The organism is Citrobacter sp. RHBSTW-00887, from assembly GCF_013728095.1.
In the GTDB taxonomy this organism is placed as follows: domain Bacteria; phylum Pseudomonadota; class Gammaproteobacteria; order Enterobacterales; family Enterobacteriaceae; genus Citrobacter; species Citrobacter braakii.
This window is the reverse complement of sequence record NZ_CP056267.1, coordinates 2009790-2029588: the sequence shown is the minus strand read 5'-3', so window position 1 is coordinate 2029588 and position 19799 is coordinate 2009790. Positions and strand designations below refer to the sequence as shown.

16 protein-coding genes are annotated in these 19799 nt (G+C 53.6%); 10 read left to right on the top strand and 6 right to left on the bottom strand.

All coding sequences use genetic code 11. The features are described from left to right. Positions 1-46 precede the first annotated feature (46 nt). Positions 47-1993, bottom strand: a complete 1947-nt coding sequence (gene macB, locus HV314_RS09595; RefSeq protein ID WP_181547909.1) for a macrolide ABC transporter ATP-binding protein/permease MacB — start codon at positions 1991-1993, stop codon at positions 47-49. Next, positions 1990-3105: a macrolide transporter subunit MacA gene (gene macA, locus HV314_RS09590; RefSeq protein WP_016156938.1), complete on the bottom strand. Its 1116-nt coding sequence runs from the start codon at positions 3103-3105 to the stop codon at positions 1990-1992. The genes macB and macA overlap by 4 nt, the downstream gene beginning before the upstream one ends. 160 nt (positions 3106-3265) lie before the next feature. Between macA and HV314_RS09585 the strand changes: the two genes are divergently transcribed. After that, on the top strand, positions 3266-4213 hold the full coding sequence (locus HV314_RS09585) for a VirK/YbjX family protein (protein ID WP_047359135.1): 948 nt from the start codon (positions 3266-3268) through the stop codon (positions 4211-4213). Here HV314_RS09585 and HV314_RS09580 read toward each other — a convergent pair. Further along, positions 4210-5868 (bottom strand): ATP-dependent endonuclease, encoded by a 1659-nt coding sequence (locus tag HV314_RS09580; protein WP_016153655.1) that lies wholly within the window; start codon positions 5866-5868, stop codon positions 4210-4212. The genes HV314_RS09585 and HV314_RS09580 overlap by 4 nt on opposite strands. Before the next feature lie 372 nt (positions 5869-6240). Here HV314_RS09580 and aqpZ point away from each other — a divergent pair, with 372 nt between their 5' ends. The 5 genes from aqpZ to HV314_RS09555 all read left to right on the top strand — a co-directional run bounded on the left by aqpZ (position 6241) and on the right by HV314_RS09555 (position 12583). Further along, entirely contained in the window at positions 6241-6936 is a 696-nt protein-coding gene (aqpZ, locus tag HV314_RS09575) for an aquaporin Z (RefSeq protein WP_003840208.1), read from the top strand. Between the two features lie 142 nt (positions 6937-7078). Beyond that, positions 7079-7978: a lysine exporter LysO family protein gene (locus HV314_RS09570; RefSeq protein WP_016153656.1), complete on the top strand. Its 900-nt coding sequence runs from the start codon at positions 7079-7081 to the stop codon at positions 7976-7978. Positions 7979-8133: 155 nt separating this feature from the next. Then, entirely contained in the window at positions 8134-9786 is a 1653-nt protein-coding gene (gene hcp / locus HV314_RS09565) for a hydroxylamine reductase (protein WP_016153657.1), read from the top strand. 10 nt (positions 9787-9796) lie between these two features. Continuing rightward, complete coding sequence (gene hcr / locus HV314_RS09560; RefSeq protein ID WP_016153658.1) at positions 9797-10765, top strand: NADH oxidoreductase; 969 nt, start codon at positions 9797-9799, stop codon at positions 10763-10765. Positions 10766-10966: 201 nt separating this feature from the next. After that, entirely contained in the window at positions 10967-12583 is a 1617-nt protein-coding gene (locus tag HV314_RS09555) for an FAD-NAD(P)-binding protein (RefSeq protein ID WP_181547908.1), read from the top strand. A gap of 72 nt (positions 12584-12655) precedes the next feature. Here the strand turns inward: HV314_RS09555 and HV314_RS09550 are convergent, their stop codons facing one another. Beyond that, positions 12656-13090: a DoxX family protein gene (locus HV314_RS09550; RefSeq protein ID WP_016156945.1), complete on the bottom strand. Its 435-nt coding sequence runs from the start codon at positions 13088-13090 to the stop codon at positions 12656-12658. Positions 13091-13242: 152 nt separating this feature from the next. Here HV314_RS09550 and poxB point away from each other — a divergent pair, with 152 nt between their 5' ends. The 4 genes from poxB to HV314_RS09530 all read left to right on the top strand — a co-directional run bounded on the left by poxB (position 13243) and on the right by HV314_RS09530 (position 18551). After that, entirely contained in the window at positions 13243-14961 is a 1719-nt protein-coding gene (poxB, locus tag HV314_RS09545) for a ubiquinone-dependent pyruvate dehydrogenase (protein ID WP_016156946.1), read from the top strand. Between the two features lie 36 nt (positions 14962-14997). After that, positions 14998-15999, top strand: a complete 1002-nt coding sequence (gene ltaE / locus HV314_RS09540) for a low-specificity L-threonine aldolase (protein ID WP_181547907.1) — start codon at positions 14998-15000, stop codon at positions 15997-15999. A gap of 10 nt (positions 16000-16009) precedes the next feature. Beyond that, complete coding sequence (locus HV314_RS09535; RefSeq protein WP_016153663.1) at positions 16010-17443, top strand: SDR family oxidoreductase; 1434 nt, start codon at positions 16010-16012, stop codon at positions 17441-17443. Between the two features lie 94 nt (positions 17444-17537). Continuing rightward, positions 17538-18551: an NAD-dependent epimerase/dehydratase family protein gene (locus HV314_RS09530; RefSeq protein ID WP_016153664.1), complete on the top strand. Its 1014-nt coding sequence runs from the start codon at positions 17538-17540 to the stop codon at positions 18549-18551. Here HV314_RS09530 and HV314_RS09525 read toward each other — a convergent pair. Together HV314_RS09525 and HV314_RS09520 are read right to left on the bottom strand one after the other, a co-directional pair. Further along, positions 18548-19378 carry an N-acetylmuramoyl-L-alanine amidase gene (locus HV314_RS09525; protein WP_181547906.1) on the bottom strand — a complete coding sequence of 277 codons (831 nt, stop codon included), beginning with the start codon at positions 19376-19378 and terminating at the stop codon, positions 18548-18550. The two genes, HV314_RS09530 and HV314_RS09525, sit on opposite strands and share 4 nt — an antisense overlap. After that, positions 19375-19698, bottom strand: coding sequence for a heavy metal-binding domain-containing protein (locus tag HV314_RS09520; RefSeq protein ID WP_001160725.1), 324 nt, complete (start codon positions 19696-19698; stop codon positions 19375-19377). Before HV314_RS09520 ends, HV314_RS09525 begins: the two co-directional genes overlap by 4 nt. Between the last annotated feature and the right edge of the window lie 101 nt (positions 19699-19799).

The following is a 19799-nucleotide window of genomic DNA, read 5'->3' as shown; positions in this document are numbered from 1 at the left end:
AGTCAAAATGCCAGCCTTTGCGGCTGGCATTTTTATCTCGATGGTATTATTCCCGCGCCAGAGCATCTACCGGATCCAGCCGCGCCGCATTTCGCGCCGGTAGCCAGCCAAACAAAATCCCGGTCGCAGTCGAACACAGAAACGCCGTCAATAAGGCTACGGGTGAGAAACCTATTTCCCAGCCAGGCAGGAATAGCTGAAGCGTAAAGGCGATCAGCATCGACAAGCTAATGCCCAACGCGCCGCCAACCAGACACACCAGCACCGCTTCAATTAAGAACTGCTGCAGTACGTCACTGGCGCGGGCGCCAACCGCCATACGAATGCCAATCTCGCGCGTTCGTTCGGTTACCGAAACCAGCATAATATTCATCACACCAATTCCACCGACCACCAGCGAAATCACGGCCACCAGCGTCAGGAAGAGTTGTAATGTACGTGTGGTCTTTTCGGCGGTTTTCAAGACACCGTCCATATTCCAGGTGAAGAAATCCTTCTTACCGTGGCGTAACGTCAGTAGTCGGGTGAGCTGCTGCTCGGCCTGGGCACTATCAAAACCGTCTTTCACCCGCACGGTGATCGAGTTCAGCCACGACTGCCCCATAATTCGCCCGGACATGGTGCTGTAAGGCAGCCAGACCCGCAGGATCTTGCTACTGCCAAACATCGACTGTTTCTCTTCTGCAACACCAATCACCGTGGCAGGCATATTCCCCACCAGCACGACTTCGCCGACAACTTTCGCTTTGTTGGGGAACAATTGACGACGGGTATTGCTGTCGAGCACCACCACCTGAGCGCGCCCCGCCAGTTGTTCAGCGTTAAAAGTGGTCCCTTCGCTAAACGTCATGCCATAGACATTGAAATAGTCGCCGCTAACGCCATTAGCACTGGCGGCCACGTCGATATTGCCATAGCGTAGCCGCAGGTTTTTCGACACCGCAGGCGTCACCGAACTGACCCAGGGCTGCTTCTGTAACGCCGTTAAATCGTCATACTTCAGCGCCTGTTGATATTGTGGGTCGTCGTCGCCGAAATCTTTGCCAGGATAGATATCGATGGTATTGGTGCCAATAGCGCGAATATCTGCCAGTACCAGCTGTTTAGCCGCATCGCCTACCACCACAATCGACACCACTGAAGCAATACCGATGATGATCCCAAGCATGGTCAGTAGCGTTCGCATTTTATTCGCAGCCATTGCCAGCCAGGCCATAGTGAGCGCTTCGCGAAAACCGCTGACAAACTGCCCCCAGCCGGACGCCGTTTTCACCGTCGGCTCCGCGATATCGCGCCCGGTAGAGGGTTTGTGCGACGGCGGATTGCGCACAATCTCGCCGTCACGAATTTCAATGACGCGTTCGGCCTGCGCGGCGACCTGGCTGTCGTGAGTGACGATAATCACCGTATGCCCGCGATCGCGCAGCTGATGCAAAATCGCCATCACCTCTTCGCCTGAATGGCTGTCCAGCGCGCCGGTGGGTTCGTCGGCGAGGATAACCTGTCCCCCGTTCATCAGCGCACGCGCAATACTGACCCGCTGCTGCTGACCACCGGAAAGCTGGGAAGGCTGATAGTCGACTCTGTCGCCCAGCCCCAGTCGCTGCAGGAGTTCTTGCGCACGGGCCAGGCGCTGCTTACGTTCGGTACCAGCGTAGACTGCAGGCACCTCAACGTTTTGCGCGGCGGTTAAATGCGACAACCAATGATAACGCTGGAAGATAAAACCGAAATGTTCGCGACGCAGCTGGGCTAACGCATCGCTATCCAGCGTGGAGACATCGCGCCCGGCAACCCGATACGTACCGCTGGTGGGTTTGTCCAGACAGCCGAGAATATTCATCAGCGTCGATTTACCCGAGCCAGACGCCCCGACAATCGCTACCATTTCCCCGGCCTGAATGCTCAAGGATACGTCCTTCAATACCTCGACCTGACCTTCGCCTGACGGATAGCTGCGGCGGATATTGCTCAGTTCAAGCAATGCCGTCATTTTGGCGCTCCAGCGTTGCCCTCACCGGTGATGACTTCATCCCCCTCTTCCAGCCCTTTAACGATCTCCACATCGGTGTCATTACGCGCGCCGATAACCACTTCGCGTTCACGGGTTTCGCCGTTACGCAGCAGCCTGACGTTATAACGATTGTTGCCAATAGGATCGCCCAGCGCCGACAGCGGGATCGTCAGGACATTTTTCACATCCGTGAGCTGGATATGGACCTGAGCGGTCATATCCAGACGCAGGATCCCTTTCGGGTTGGGAACTTCGAAGCGAGCATAGTAGAAAATCGCATCATTCACTTTCTCTGGCGTCGGAAGAACATCTTTGAGCTTACCTTCGTAGCGCGTCTGAGGATCGCCCAGTACGGTAAACCAGGCCTTTTGCCCGGGATGCAGGTGAATCACATCCGCCTCGGAAACCTGCGCTTTCACCAGCATGGTGCTCATATCTGCCAATGTTAGAATGTTAGGTGCCTGCTGGGCAGCAATAACGGTTTGCCCCTGAAGGGTAGTAATTTGCGTGACTTCGCCTGCCATTGGCGCGACGATGCGGGTGTAATCAAGGTTGGTTTTTGCCGTATCGAGAGAGGCCTGATTACGCTTAATTTGCGCATCAATTGTGCCGATTTGCGCCTGTTTGACCGCCATCTGAGTAGCCGCCGTGTCGAGATCCTGCTGCGAGACAGCCTGGGTTTTCGCCAGCTGTTGCTGACGGGAAAGCGTTACCCGCGCCAGTTTCCACTCGGCTTCAGCCTGTAAACGCTGAGCGCGTAATTCCATCAGCGTCGCTTCAACCTCTTTAATCTGGTTTTGCGCCTGTTCAGGATCGATAACGCCAAGCAGTTGATCTTTTTTTACTTTGTCGCCAATGGCTACCGACAGCGTTTTTAACTGCCCGCTTACCTGCGCCCCGACGTCAACTTTACGCAACGCATCCAGTTTGCCGGTTGCCAGTACGCTTTGCTGCAGATCGCCCGGACGCACAATTAACGTTTGATACTGAGGTAAAGGCGCATTAAGCGTTCGCCAAAGTGCAATTATCGCCACAATAATGATGATGGCGAAGAGAAAATAGCGCTTTTTGATTTTTCCCTTGAGCTTCATAAATGTCCCAATTTCCCCCAATACGTCCACCAGAGTGGAGTGGTAAACATCAACGTTAAATAAATAGCCGTTGAAAAACGCAAGAATAACAGAGTTATTGATGAATGGTTAAGATCCGCTGTGTTGAAATTAGTACCAGAGTATCAATCGGATTTAAATTATGAGCCAACTAACTGAAAGCACTTTTCTTTCCACTAAACCCATTACCAGCTTTGGCCTTTTTTACGGCCTGAGCAGCGGTCATATACGACCCGCACATTGCTGGGATAAACGGAGCTTTCGTCGTAAGTTTATCTGGCGCTCACTGTTGATACCCCGTCTGACTCAGGAATGGATGAGTGAACTCGCCCAATGGCCGGATCTTGAAAGCCTGCTCTCCCGCCAACCCCGGCTGCCGGTGCGTATGCACCGTCCTTACCTCGCGGCAAATTTCACTCGTAAAATGCGTTTAGACGCGGTGCGTTTTCATTACCATGTTATCCGCCACGCATTCTTACCCGCAGAGTTTAACGCCTTATTAACCAATGACGGTTTACAGCTGGCGCAAATTGAAGGCAAAGATGGCGATATATTTACCGTAACCATGATGATGTTCCCGGTACTGGATAAAGAGGGAGAAAGTACCATTCAGGTGCAAAATGGCGACGGGGACGTGCTGACCAAAATGACGTTTACGTTCTGCGAATATAATGGGAAAAGTACATTATTCATTGGCGGCGTACAGGGCAATTCGCAACTTCCACATGAAGCAATACAAAAAGCGACGAAGTCCTGCCACGGTATTTTCCCAAAACGTATAATTATGGAAGCCATTTGCCGTTTAGCAGAACAGTTGAATATCGAAAAGGTCATGGCGGTCAGCAATGAACAGCATATCTTTCGCAGCCCGCGTTACCACGATAAAAACAAGGTGATACTTTCCGACTACAACGCATTTTGGGAGTCGGTTGGCGGTGAGTGCGACAGTCACGGCTATTACCATATCCCACGCACAATGGCGCGAAAAAGCGAAGCGGACATTGCCAGCAAAAAACGCGCGGAATACCGCCGTCGCTACCAGTTACTGGACAGCATCCACTCGCAGCTGTCGTCGATGTTTCGCAACTAATCCGCTCTGCCGCGTGCCAACCACAGCACGCGGGAAAACATTTTTCGCAGCAGCGTTGGCACCGCGTCAACGCCGCGCCGCCCGGCTTCCATCGCCACCTCAATGGCTAAATCTGGTTTTGACGACCGGTGAATCGCCTTCGAGATAATTTTGCGCATATTCATGGGCACGTTTTCGGGGATTTGCGCCACCCTGTGGAATACGTCAGCGAACCCCTGGCGATACATAAAGTGTTCCATGTCCAGCGCGGGAAGCATGGTTAAATGATCGCGCTCTTCTTCTCTGTCGTTATTCAACAAACTCCGCACCGTAGCGGCATACTTTTTCCCGGCTTCATCACCATCAACCAGCACATGCCACTCGATACCCATCCGGCGGGCGAACTTAACTAGCGGCTTAAGGCCGGACTGGGCAAATTCAATGACTTTGATACCTTCCGCATCAAAGTGGTGCCCACACTGGCGGGCCAGTTCGTTAATGACCCAGGTTTCCGTTTCGCCTTCCACCAGCAGCCAACAGCGGGCAAACAACGACGATGCACGGTTAAAACGAATATGAAAGGCAATACGCCGACCATCTTCTGCGCTGATCCCACCTGGCCCAAGCCGCCAGGCGGCGACGCGGGAGGACTCACGCACCAGGCGGACAACGTGTTCCACGGGGGTGAGGGACAGTAACTCACCTGAGTTGGTGGTCGCCACCCGTTGCAGAGGAAGCAAATTCAGCAGGTGCCAGGCAACCGACAGCATAATCGGATGTAAACGCGTTTCAGGATCTTCTACCAACAGTAACGGCCGGGCGTCTTTATCGAGCCTCAGCGTACCTTTGGCCTGTAACAGCGTCGAAAACAGTCCCAACAAGATCACGCGGTGCGTGCGTCCGCCCGGTCTATCAATCATACGGTTGATAATATCCAGATAGCGCCAGCTACGTTGTTCGTTATTGGAACGTCGACGCATCAGACGATAGCGGGACTGACTGGAACCTTGCTCAGAAAAATAGTGTTCCAATAGCTGTACCATGGCCGATAACCCCTGACGTATCTGCCCATCTGTCAGGTTTTGCGGTCGGGTAGCCAGTTCACGTGCCAGAAAATCCAGTTGCCGCGCGGTCACTTCGACATCCGCCGAATCCGGCACCGTACCGTTTCGGATCCGTCGCATAAAACGTGCGTCGCGCAGGCGCAGTACTGGCATCAAACGCACGAGGTGCCGCGCCTGATCGTTAATGTCGTCGAGGGGAAGCTGATGGCCCTCGCCATCCAGAAAACTGCGTAACGTCAGAACGCTACCGTCGTCCGCACATTCACCTTCCAGTCGATAGAATATGCGGTGATAGCCATCCTGACACAGCGTCCAGCTGGCTTCCAGAGGGCGATACCTGCGCACGCGGTGGCGACCCGGTTGAGACTCACGAAACGTCAGGATGATATGCAAATGATGTTCCCGGCCTTGAATATCGCCCGGCGGGAACCAGAAATCTTCGCGGTCAAAGTGGTACAAATCAGTTTCCGGCGACAGCAACAGGGTTAAAGCATCCAGCAGACTGGACTTACCCCACGCGTTCTCCCCAATCAGCACGTTGCTTTGCTCCAGCATCAACGACAGACGGTTAATACCACGAAATCCAACAATCTCAACGCGTTCGAGAATCATATAGCCTCCGGAAATGCTAACTTTTTCCTTCAAGTTATCAGGAGTATAACGGCAAGCGGGCGCTCAGGACACCCGATATGCTCAGGAGGTTAGTCGCAGAAATCAAAAAATATAAGAATATTCTTCTTATGTTTTCTCCAGAATATTATTTCAGAACTCAATCATCGCCGTTTTGCTAATTGAACTATGCTTCATTCATCCAATATTCAAAAAGGAATCACAACATATTGCCTTAAATCAAATTTTTTCATCAATTTAACTGGCGAAGGGATGATGTTTTTTTCTAAAATACCGGCTCTTTCATCATCGTCCCTTTTAGCGATGAATTACCGGGTAAGGAACACGAACCCGGAACTTTTAATTGAGGTGGTTATGTTCAGGAAATTAGCAGCCGAATTCTTCGGTACGTTTTGGCTCGTCTTTGGTGGGTGCGGTAGCGCAGTTCTGGCCGCAGCATTCCCGGAGTTGGGTATTGGATTTGCCGGTGTCGCGCTGGCGTTTGGTTTGACCGTATTAACCATGGCATTCGCCGTAGGTCATATTTCCGGCGGACACTTTAACCCGGCGGTGACCTTCGGTTTATGGGCGGGCGGTCGCTTCCCGGCAAAAGACGTTATTGGTTATGTTATCGCTCAGGTTGTGGGCGGTATTGTTGCAGCAGCGGCACTGTATCTTATTGCCAGCGGTAAAGCTGGTTTTGACGCAACTGCCAGTGGTTTTGCCTCGAACGGCTTTGGTGAACATTCACCTGGCGGCTATTCAATGCTGTCTGCCGTCGTAATTGAAATTATTTTGACCGCTGGTTTCTTATTAGTGATCCACGGTGCGACCGATAAACATGCTCCGGCAGGTTTTGCACCCATTGCGATTGGTCTGGCGTTAACCCTGATCCACTTGATCAGTATTCCGGTTACCAACACCTCCGTTAACCCGGCACGTAGTACCGCTGTAGCCATCTTCCAGGGCGGCTGGGCATTACAGCAATTGTGGTTCTTCTGGGTTATGCCGATTATCGGTGGGGTCCTCGGCGGTCTTATTTACCGCACTCTGCTGGAAAAACGCGATTAATCGATAACAAAAAAGGCCTGGCGCAAGTCAGGTCTTTTTTTCCCCGCTATATTTCCTTTTATTTGCAACTTTACTCCCTTCTTTGCATTGAGTAGTGTGTGCTGGCGCATTTCGTCTTACTCTCAGCAAGGATCTGGTTTTCATGTTTTCAGGGCTGTTAATCATTCTGGTTCCCCTTATTGTGGGCTACCTTATTCCGCTTCGGCACAGGGCTGCATTAAAACTCATCAATCGCCTGTTGAGCTGGATCGTCTACCTTATTCTCTTTTTTATGGGTATCAGCCTGGCGTTTCTGGATAATCTCGCCAGCAACCTGTTAGCCATTCTTCATTATTCTGCGGTCAGCGTGACGGTCATTTTGCTGTGTAATATCGCGGCGCTGTTCTGGCTGGAGCGTTCGCTGCCCTGGCGACATAACCACAAGCAAGAAAAGCTACCCTCGCGAATTGCGATGGCGCTTGAGTCGCTCCAGCTTTGTGGCGTCGTCGTCGTGGGTTTTCTGCTCGGCCTCACCGGTCTTCCTATTCTGCAGCACGCCACCGAAGCCAGCGAATATACGTTAATCTTTTTACTGTTCCTGGTCGGGATTCAACTGCGCAACAGCGGTATGACCTTAAAGCAAATTGTGCTGAATCGCCGGGGGATGATTGTTGCGGTGGTCGTCGTCGCCAGTTCGATGCTGGCGGGGGTTATTAATGCGTTGATCCTCGGCCTGCCGCTGAAAACCGCGCTGGCGATGGCATCAGGTTTTGGCTGGTATTCCCTGTCCGGTATTCTGTTAACCGAATCCTTCGGGCCGGTGATTGGTAGCGCCGCCTTCTTTAATGACCTGGCCCGCGAGCTGATTGCCATTATGTTGATTCCTGGAATGGTGGGCCGCAGCCGCTCAACCGCGCTGGGGCTATGTGGCGCGACATCAATGGATTTCACCTTACCGGTGCTACAACGCAGCGGCGGTCTGGAGATGGTTCCGGCAGCCATCGTCCACGGCTTTATTCTGAGTCTGTTAGTGCCTTTGCTGATGGCGTTTTTCTCCGCCTGAAGTCAGGACAAATACCTCTCTGGCGGTAGTCATCTACCGCCAAAATTGCGCTAAATCAATCTCCCTGCAAGTTGTAGCAGAAATCCCTTTTATCCCTTCGCGCACAGGCATAACCTTAAACATGTATATTAAATATAACTTTAAAAGGTGTGACCATGTTTTGTGTGCAATGTGAACAAACCATCCGTACTCCGGCAGGAAACGGCTGCTCTTACGCGCAGGGTATGTGCGGTAAAACGGCTGAAACCTCCGATTTGCAGGATCTGCTGATTGCTTCCCTACAAGGTCTGTCTGCATGGGCTGTTAAGGCACGTGAATACGGCATCATCGACCATGAAGTTGATAACTTTGCGCCGCGTGCATTCTTCTCCACGCTGACCAACGTTAACTTCGATTCCCCGCGGATTGTTGGCTATGCCCGTGAAGCTATCGCCATGCGCGACGCCCTGAAAGCGCAATGCCTGAACATCGACGCGAACGCAGCGGTCGCTAACCCGATGGCCGATCTGCAACTGGTCAGCGACGATCTGGGCGACCTGCAACGTCAGGCCGCTGAATTTACCCCGAACAAAGACAAAGCAGCCATTGGCGAGAACATTCTCGGCCTGCGTCTGCTGTGCCTGTACGGCCTGAAAGGTGCGGCAGCTTACATGGAGCACGCGCACGTTCTCGGTCAGTACGACAACGACATCTACGCTCAGTACCACAAAATCATGGCATGGCTGGGAACCTGGCCTTCCGATATGAACGCTCTGCTGGAGTGCTCAATGGAAATCGGCCAGATGAACTTCAAAGTGATGAGCATTCTGGATGCTGGCGAAACCACAAAATACGGCCACCCGACGCCAACTCAGGTCAACGTCAAAGCAACCGAAGGTAAGTGCATCCTGATCTCCGGTCACGACCTGAAAGATCTGTACAACCTGCTGGAGCAGACCGAAGGTACCGGCGTTAACGTCTATACCCACGGTGAAATGCTGCCGGCGCACGGCTACCCGGAACTGCGTAAGTTCAAACACCTGATCGGTAACTACGGCAGCGGCTGGCAGAATCAGCAGGTTGAATTTGCCCGCTTCCCGGGCCCAATCGTAATGACCTCTAACTGCATCATCGACCCAACCGTTGGCGCCTACGATGACCGTATCTGGACTCGTAGCATCGTCGGTTGGCCGGGTGTAAGCCACCTCGAAGGCGACAACTTCGCTCCGGTAATCGCTCAGGCTCAGCAGATGGCGGGCTTCCCATACAGCGAAATTCCGCACCTGATCACCGTTGGTTTCGGTCGTCAGACTCTACTGGGCGCTGCTGATACCCTGATCGACCTGGTAAGCCGCGAAAAACTGCGTCACATCTTCCTGGTTGGCGGTTGTGATGGCGCGCGTGGCGAACGTAACTACTTCACCGACTTCGCCACCAGCGTGCCGGACGACTGCCTGATCCTGACTCTGGCGTGCGGTAAATACCGTTTCAACAAACTGGAGTTCGGCGATATCGAAGGTCTGCCGCGTCTGGTCGATGCAGGTCAGTGTAACGATGCATACTCTGCCATCATCCTGGCGGTAACCCTGGCTGAGAAACTGGGCTGTGGCGTGAACGATCTGCCGCTGTCTCTGGTGCTCTCCTGGTTCGAACAGAAAGCGATTGTCATTCTGCTGACCCTGCTGTCTCTGGGTGTGAAAAACATCGTCACTGGCCCGACTGCGCCTGGCTTCTTCACGCCGGACCTGCTGGCAGTTCTCAACGAGAAGTTCGGTCTGCGTTCCGTGACCACCGTTGAAGAAGACATGAAGCAACTGCTGAGCGCGTAAGGAGTAAAGAATGACAATGCCAACTCATCAGTGCCCATGGCGGATGCAGGTTCATCACATCCATCAGGAAACGCCGGATGTATGGACAATTTCGTTGCTGTGCCACGACTATTATCCGTACCGCGCCGGGCAGTATGCACTGGTCAGCGTACGTAATTCAGCGGACACGCTGCGTGCTTACACCCTTTCTTCAACGCCTGGCGTTAGCGAATACATCACGCTGACCATCCGCCGCATTGACGATGGCGCAGGCTCACAGTGGTTAACCCGCGACGTGAAGCGCGGCGACTATATCTGGCTGTCCGATGCAATGGGTGAATTCACCTGTGAAGATAAAGCGGAAGACAGGTTCCTGATGCTGGCCGCTGGCTGTGGCGTCACGCCAATCATGTCAATGCGTCGCTGGTTGGCAAAATACCGCCCACAGGCAGATGTGCAGGTGATCTTTAACGTCCGTTCACCGCAAGATGTCATTTTTGCCGACGAATGGCGCGAGTATCCGGTGACCTTAGTTGCTGAAAACAATGCCACTGACGGTTTTGTTTCCGGCCGACTGACCACCGAACTGCTGCAAAGCGTACCGGACCTGGCTTCGCGCACCGTGATGACATGCGGCCCGGCGCCGTATATGGATCTGGTCGAGAAAGAAGTCAACGCGCTGGGCGTGACACGCTTCTTTAAAGAGCAGTTCTTCACCCCGGTAGCTGAAGCCGCCACCAGCGGTCTGAAGTTCACCAAACTGCAGCCGGCAAAAGAGTTTTATGCGCCGGTAGGCAGTACGCTGCTGGAAGCGCTGGAAAGCAATAAAGTGCCGGTTGTCGCCGCATGCCGTGCGGGCGTTTGCGGCTGCTGCAAAACCAAAGTGGTTGACGGTAACTACACGGTCAGTAGCACCATGACGCTGACCGACGCAGAAATTGCTGAAGGTTATGTGCTGGCCTGCTCCTGTCATCCGCAGGGTGATTTAGTGCTGGCGTAATTGACCGATATCTGATGTGCAAAAGGCTACCCGGTTATATCGGGTGGCCTTTTTTTATGCTGTCAGACGCTGCAAAATTCCGATTTTTTCACCCTCCGAGGCAAAATACCGCCCTCTTCCCGCGAATTATCGACCACACTTACCTGGCACAGGTTAAGCAAAACCCCGACTACCACGTCGAACTTTCTACAAAGGATCCCCATGAAAAAAGTGGCCATCGTCGGCGTAGGTCCCACCGGAATTTATACGTTTCATGCCCTCGTTGAGCGCGGTGAACCGCTGGAGATACAGCTTTATGAGCAAGCTGAGGAAGCTGGCGTAGGCATGCCTTATAACAGCGACAACAACGCAGACCACATGCTGGCCAATATAGCCAGCATTGAGATCCCGCCGATTTATATCAGTTATCTGACGTGGCTACAGAATCAAAGCGATGAATACCTGGCGCAGTTTCGGCTTGAACGTACATCGTTGCATGAGCGGCAATTTTTGCCCCGGGTGATCCTCGGCGACTATTATCGCGATCGTTTTTTAGCCATCGTCGATAAAGCGCAAAGATCCGGGTTCACAATTCGCGTATATGAATCAAGTAAAGTCACCGACCTGCAAGCAAACCCGACTGGGGTCTCCCTGTGGATCAATCACGCGTCACAGCCCGTCGAAGTGGATTTCGCCGCTATCGCCAGCGGTCATCTGTGGCCAGAAACTGATGCTCAAGCACGCAAGTTTTTCCCCAGTCCGTGGACCGGCCTGATGGAGGCGCAGATTAGCGCTTGCAGGGTGGGTATTCTGGGCACCTCGCTAAGCGCTATCGACGCGGCGATGGCCGTGGTCAGTCAGCATGGTACCTTCACCACCAATACCGACCGTTCACTGCAGTTCACGCGTAAACCCGACAGCCAAAACCTGAAGCTGACCCTGATGTCGCGCAGCGGTGTGCTGCCTGAAGCGGATTTTTACTGCCCTCTTCCCTATGAACCGCTGAATATCGCGACGCAAGAAGCGATTGAAAACGCCATTGCCGAGGGCCAAAACGGATTACTGGACCACATCTTCCGGCTTATTGTGCAACAACTGCAAGACGCGGCGCCAGGGTGGTGCCAACAGGTAGCACTTGCAACGCTTAACGCCGACACATTCCCCGAGGTCTATTTTGCCGACAGGCTCAAGCATGACTCTTTTGACTGGGCGAGGCGTAACCTGGTGGAGGTTGAGCGCAACAAGCAGGAACAACATACCGTCGCCTGGCGCTATACCTTATTGCGCCTACACGAGGTTATTGAAGAGATCGTTCCTCATCTTGATGCTCGCGACGAAAAACGTTTCAGGCACGGACTGGCGCGCGTCTTTATTGATAACTATGCGGCAATCCCGTCTGAATCTATCCGCCGATTGCTGGCTCTGCACGATGCCGGGCTGATTGAGATCCTCGCACTCGGCAAGGATTATGAGCGTACAAATGAGCAGGAAATGACGGTCATTTACCACCACGGTCAGCGCAGTGAATTTGATGTATTTATTGACGCCCGAGGACAACGGGCATTGCAGAGCAAAGATATTCCGTTCCCAACGCTACGCGATCAACTGCTGGCCTGTGGCGATGAGATCCCGGATATCGGCGAAGATTACACGCTGCAAGCACCGGAAAACGCCCGCAACCGCATCGCCTTTGGCGGACTGCCGTGGTTGATGCACGACCGTCCCTTTATTCAGGGGCTGGTGGTTAGCGCTGAAATAGGTGCGGCGATGGCAAAGGCATTGACGCAACGAGCACTGAAACGTCGGCACAAACTGTGGAGCAGTGACGAGATGGATTAGCGGCCAGACTTAATGGCGAGGCGGAGATAGGTTATCGCGTCCCCGCCTCTGTCTTGATTCTCGGATGGCAAACTATCGCCAGGCCGAGTTTCCGGCAACGGAGAAACGCCCCGCGCCCAAAAATGCCACGGCCAGAGCGCCGATGAAGAAATACACCAGACTTTCAATTGCCCATGCGCCGGTTTTATCCAGTGACCAGGTTTCACCCATCCCGACCATCAGCCATGCCACCACCATCGTAAACGCCAGCCCCAACGCCGCCGGACGCGTCAGGATCCCAAGAATAATCAGGCACGGTGCCACAACCTCTCCCAGCAGAACGCCATACGCAATAAAGCCAGGGAAACCTTTCGCTATCAGCATGCCACTGATGCCATCAATACCCGCGAACAGTTTATGCAGCCCATGAAACAGCATTAATCCCCCCACGGCAATACGTAACAAAAACTTGCCAAAATCTTCATGAGTCAGTACCCGGTTAACTGTATTTAATAGTTTTATAACCATTTGAATTTATTCCTTGTTTCACCATGTCCAATAACAAACTACGCTTAATACAGGCTTAATGAAACCTGCCGGAAATAAGAGGTAATGATAAGCATAACTATTATCTTCATCTAAACTTGTAACCGGTATCACATTAAAGGAGAAGGAAAACCATGAAACAAACGGTTGCCGCTTTTATTGCTAAAACACTCGAACAAGCTGGCGTTAAACGCATTTGGGGTGTGACGGGTGACTCGCTAAATGGCCTTAGTGACAGTCTGAATCGTATGGGAACGATTGACTGGATGCCAACCCGTCATGAAGAGGTTGCGGCCTTCGCCGCGGGCGCTGAAGCGCAGTTGACGGGAGAACTGGCCGTCTGCGCTGGCTCGTGTGGACCAGGCAACCTGCACCTGATTAACGGCCTGTTTGATTGCCACCGCAACCACGTCCCGGTACTGGCAATTGCCGCACACATTCCATCCAGTGAGATAGGCAGCGGTTATTTTCAGGAGACCCACCCGCAAGAGTTGTTTCGCGAATGTAGCCACTATTGCGAGCTGGTTTCCAGCCCTGAACAGATCCCACAGGTGCTGGCAATTGCCATGCGTAAAGCGGTGCTCAACCGCGGCGTCTCCGTGGTGGTATTACCCGGCGACGTTGCGCTGAAGCCAGCACCTGAAAGCGCCAGCACTCACTGGTATCATGCGCCGCTCCCGGTGGTCACTCCGGAAGAAGAAGAGCTCAGAAAACTAGCGCAACTGCTACGCTACTCCAGCAATATCGCCCTGATGTGTGGCAGTGGCTGCGCCGGTGCGCATAAAGAACTGGTTGAGTTTGCAGCTAAAATAAAAGCGCCGATTGTGCACGCCCTGCGTGGTAAAGAGCATGTGGAGTACGACAACCCTTACGACGTGGGCATGACCGGGCTGATCGGCTTTTCATCCGGCTTCCATACCATGATGAATGCCGACACGCTGATCCTGCTCGGTACCCAGTTCCCCTATCGCCCGTTCTACCCCACCGACGCCAAGATTATTCAGATTGATATCAATCCGGCGAGCATTGGCGCGCACAGTAAAGTAGACATGGCGCTGGTAGGCGATATTAAATCCACACTCCGCACCCTGCTGCCGCTGGTGGAAGAAAAAACCGATCGGCAGTTCCTGGATAAAGCGCTGGAACACTATCGTGAGGCGCGTAAAGGGCTGGATGATTTAGCCAAACCCAGCGATAAAGCCATTCATCCGCAGTATCTGGCGCAGCAGATCAGCCACTTTGCCGCTGACGACGCCATCTTCACCTGCGACGTTGGCACGCCAACGGTGTGGGCGGCACGTTATCTGAAAATGAACGGTAAACGCCGTCTGATCGGTTCGTTTAACCACGGGTCGATGGCCAATGCCATGCCGCAGGCGCTCGGCGCACAAGCGACCGAACCGGGACGCCAGGTTGTCGCAATGTGCGGTGACGGCGGTTTTAGCATGCTGATGGGCGACTTTCTGTCGGTTGTGCAAATGAAGCTGCCGGTGAAGATTATTGTCTTCAACAACAGCGTGTTGGGGTTTGTGGCGATGGAGATGAAAGCTGGCGGTTATCTGACCGACGGCACCGAACTGCACGATACAAATTTCGCACGGATTGCCGAGGCTTGCGGCATTACGGGCATTCGCGTGGAGAAATCCTCAGAGGTTGATGAAGCGCTGCAAAGGGCGATGTCGATTGACGGTCCGGTGCTGGTCGATGTGGTCGTCGCGAAAGAAGAACTGGCGATCCCGCCGCAGATCAAACTCGAACAAGCTAAAGGTTTTAGCCTGTATATGCTGCGCGCAATCATCAGCGGGCGCGGTGATGAAGTGATCGAACTGGCGAAAACTAACTGGCTCAGGTAAAACAGAGGGCATTACCTCACTTAAAAAGGAATGCCCGTGATTGATTTACGCAGTGATACCGTCACCCGACCAAGTCGCGCCATGCTCGAAGAGATGATGGCCGCCCCGGTCGGGGACGACGTCTACGGTGATGACCCTACCGTTAATGCCCTCCAGCAATACGCAGCCGAGCTTGCTGGCAAAGAAGCCGCAATTTTCTTACCCACAGGCACTCAGGCGAACCTGGTGGCTCTCCTCAGCCATTGTCAGCGCGGGGAAGAGTATATCGCCGGTCAGGGCGCACATAACTATCTCTACGAAGCGGGTGGCGCAGCGGTACTCGGCAGCATTCAACCGCAACCTATCGACGCCATGCCGGATGGCTCTTTGCCGCTGGACAAAGTGGCAGCAAAAATCAAAGCGGACGATATCCATTTTGCCCGCACGCGTCTGCTCAGCCTGGAAAACACCCACAACGGCAAAGTGCTACCACGCGAGTATCTGAAAGAGTCCTGGGAATTTACCCGTGATCGCAATCTTGCGCTGCATGTCGACGGCGCGCGTATTTTTAACGCCATCGTCGCCTATGGCTGTGAGTTAAAAGATGTCACGCAATACTGCGATTCGTTCACCATTTGTCTCTCCAAAGGTTTAGGAACGCCGGTAGGCTCACTGCTGGTCGGCAGCCACGAGTACATCAAGCGCGCCATTCGTTGGCGTAAAATGACCGGTGGCGGAATGCGTCAGGCCGGTATTCTGGCGGCGGCCGGACTGTATGCGCTGAAAAATAACGTGTCGCGCTTACAAGAAGACCATGACAACGCCGCCTGGATGGCGGAACAACTGCGCGAAGCCGGAGCGGACGTAATGCGCCACGACACCAACATGCTGTTTGTCCGCGTTGGCGAAGAACACGCTGCGGCACTGGGCGAGTACATGAAAGCGCAAGGCGTGCTGATTAACGCCTCGCCGATTGTGCGTCTGGTGATGCATCTGGACGTATCGCGTGAACAGCTTGCTGAAGTCGTCGCCCACTGGCGCGCTTTTTTAACCCGCTAAGGAGATGGGCGTGCCGCAACGGATTTTGGTTCTTGGCGCCAGTGGCTACATTGGTCAGCATCTGGTACAGGCGCTCAGTCAGCAAGGGCATCAGGTGCTGGCTGCGGCACGCCGCATCGAGCGGCTGGAAAAGCAGCAGTTGGCCAACGTCAGTTGCCATAAGGTCGATTTGAATTGGCCAGATAACCTAACGCCGCTGCTGACCGGCGTTGATACGGTCTATTACCTGGTCCATGGCATGGGAGAAGGCGGTGATTTTATCGCCCATGAGCGCCAGGTAGCAATGAACGTGCGCGATGCGCTACGTGATACGCCAGTCAAACAGCTTATTTTCCTGAGCTCATTACAGGCTCCCCGGCATGAACAATCCGATCATCTGCGTGCGCGACAGATAACCGCGGACACCCTGCGCGAATCAGGCGTGCCGATGACCGAATTGCGCGCTGGTATTATCGTAGGGGCAGGTTCTGCCGCCTTTGAAGTGATGCGCGACATGGTCTACAACCTGCCGGTACTCACCCCTCCGCGCTGGGTGCGCTCGCGTACCACGCCTATCGCACTGGAGAATTTAATGTACTACCTGGTGGCGTTGTTGGACCATCCTACACGCCAACACCGCGTACTCGAAGCCGCCGGGCCGCAGGTATTGAGCTATCAGGAGCAGTTCGAGCATTTTATGGCGGTCAGCGGTAAACATCGCCTGCTCATCCCTGTCCCCTTTCCTACCCGCTGGATTTCGGTCTGGTTTTTGAACGTCATAACGTCAGTGCCGCCGACCACGGCCAAAGCGCTGATACAGGGGTTAAAACACGACCTGCTGGCCGATGACACCGAATTACGCACGCTGATCCCGCAAAAGCTGATTGCCTTTGATGACGCGGTGCGCAGCACGTTGAAAGAAGAAGAGAAGCTGGTTAATTCCAGCGACTGGGGTTACGACGCGCAGGCATTTGCCCGCTGGCGCCCCGAATATGGCTATTTCGCTAAACAAGCTGGCTTTAGCGTTGAAACCTCCGCCAGTCGGCAGGCACTGTGGCAGGTGGTGAATCGCCTCGGCGGCAAAGAAGGCTATTTCTTCGGTAATATTTTATGGAAAACGCGCGCGGCGTTGGACCTGCTGGTCGGCCATAAGCTGGCGAAAGGCAGACCGCAACACTCTCTGTTGCAGGTTGGCGATACCGTTGATAGCTGGAAAGTTATCATCGTTGAGCCAGAAAAACAGCTGACGCTGCTGTTTGGGATGAAAGCACCAGGATTGGGTCGTCTGAGCTTCACGCTGGAAGATAAAGGCGACCAGCGACGCATTGATGTCCGCGCCTGGTGGCATCCGCACGGCATGCCAGGCCTCTTCTATTGGCTGCTGATGATCCCGGCGCATCTGTTCATTTTCAGAGGGATGGCGAAGCGTATTGCTAAACTTGCAGAACAAATCACAGACTCATGATAAAAAGAGCCTGTATTCTTTCATGTTTCCCATTGCATACAGACGAAATTCACGGAAGAATGCGCACGACGTTTTTTAAACACAGTGGATTGATATGAAGGTACTGGTTACCGGAGCCACCAGCGGCTTAGGCCGAAACGCGGTTGAGTTTTTATGCAGCAAAGGCGTCAGCGTCAGAGCTACCGGTCGCAACGAAGCGATGGGCAAGCTGCTGGAGAAAATGGGCGCAGAGTTTGTGCATGCCGATTTGACCGAGCTGGTCTCTTCGCAGGCAAAAGTGATGCTCGCCGGTATCGATACGCTGTGGCACTGCTCCAGTTTTACCTCACCATGGGGAACTCAGGAAGCCTTCGATCTGGCCAACGTTCGCGCAACCCGCCGTCTGGGCGAGTGGGCCGTGGCTTGGGGCGTTCGTAACTTCATTCATATCTCATCACCGTCGCTCTATTTTGATTATCACCACCATCGCGATATCAAAGAGGACTTCCGCCCCCAACGCTTCGCCAATGAATTCGCCCGCAGTAAAGCGGCTGGCGAAGATGTGATTGCGTTGCTGACACAGGCCAACCCGCAGACCCGTTTTACGGTATTGCGTCCGCAAAGCTTGTTCGGACCACACGATAAAGTCTTTATCCCGCGCCTGGCCCATATGATGTACCACTACGGCAGCATTCTGTTGCCGCACGGCGGAAGTGCGCTGGTGGATATGACCTACTACGAGAATGCGGTGCACGCGATGTGGCTGGCAAGTCAGCAAGCCTGCGATAATCTGCCGTCGGGTCGTGCGTACAACATTACCAACGGCGAGCATCGCACCCTGCGCAGTATTGTGCAGAAACTCATCGACGAGCTAAATATTGATTGTCGTATCCGCTCCGTACCCTACCCGATGCTGGACATGATTGCCCGCAGCATGGAGCGGTTAGGCAATAAATCCGCGAAAGAGCCAAAGCTTACGCATTACGGCGTCTCGAAGCTGAATTTTGACTTTACGCTGGATACCACCCGCGCTCAGGAAGAATTAGGTTATCAGCCCGTTGTGACGCTGGATGAAGGGATTGAGCGTACCGCGGCCTGGCTGCGTGACCACGGCAAGCTGCCGCGTTAACCCTGCCCGTATTTCTCCAGTAACGCTTCGGCAATCGCCTGAGTTTCTGCATCCGCCACGCCGTTCCACAACGTCGGGCGGAAGTGCATCTGGAAGGCCATAATCACCCGCCGCTGTTCACGCGGCGTCATTTCAGGTTTTACCTCATAACCATAGCGCGACAGCAGATCGAGCAATGATGAGGTTTCTACCGGTGCATCGGGCGCTCGCCCGGCAAGATAAAACGTCACTCGCTGAGCATCCGGCCACGCGCCAATTCCCTGAGCGGCCAGTTTTTCCCATGGAAACAGCGGACCTGGATCGTCCTTACGCTGCGGTGCGACATCCGCATGGGCCACCACGTTCTGTGGTTTTATGTCATAGCGGGCAATAATATCTTTCGCTAAGGGGATTAGCGCCTGAATTTGCGCGGGTTCAAACGGCGCAAAATACTTGCTGCCCGCCGATTTTTGCCAGCCACGGTTTTCCAGCTCAATGCCGATCGAGGTATCGTTAATTCGCGTAGCGCCGCGCCAGAAGCTAATCCCCGCATGCCAGGCCAGATCTTTTTCCGCTACCAGTTGCCAGATACGCGGTTTGCCGTGGTAGAGCGGCGGCACTGCCGGGATCAGATAGTGCGAGCTGACGTTTTTATCAGTCAGCGTAGCCAGAGAAGAGTCGAAATCATCGGCCGTGTAATGGATAACCAGCACTTTAATGCGCGGGTAAGCAGCCTGTGCCTGACGACGGGTATCTAACTGATACCCGTCTTTGTCGACAATCCCTTTTTCGCCAGCACATCCTACCAGCAGCAGTGTTAATGCCAGCAGAGACAACAAACGCTTCATCGGCGAGTTTTCACCGCGGTGCCGCTGACGCTCACCATCAGCATGCTACCGTCTTTGCCCACGGTTTCGTAATCGATATCGATACCGACTACCGCATCAGCACCGAGCGCTTTTGCCTGTTCACCAAGCTCCTGAAAAGCAATTTCACGCGCTTTACGCAGCTCTTTTTCATACGCGCCGGAGCGACCGCCGACGATATCGCGAATGCCGGCGAAGAAATCGCGGAAGATATTCGCGCCTAAAATGGCTTCGCCAGTCACAACACCGCAGTATTCCACGATGCTCTGCCCTTCCAGCGTAGGGGTAGTCGAAAACTGCATGGTTAATCTCCTTTTTGCGCTAAGAGCACGATCTCAAAAGCATTATCGAACCGATCCACTATCATTGAAAGGATATATTCTTTACACAAAATAATTCGAGT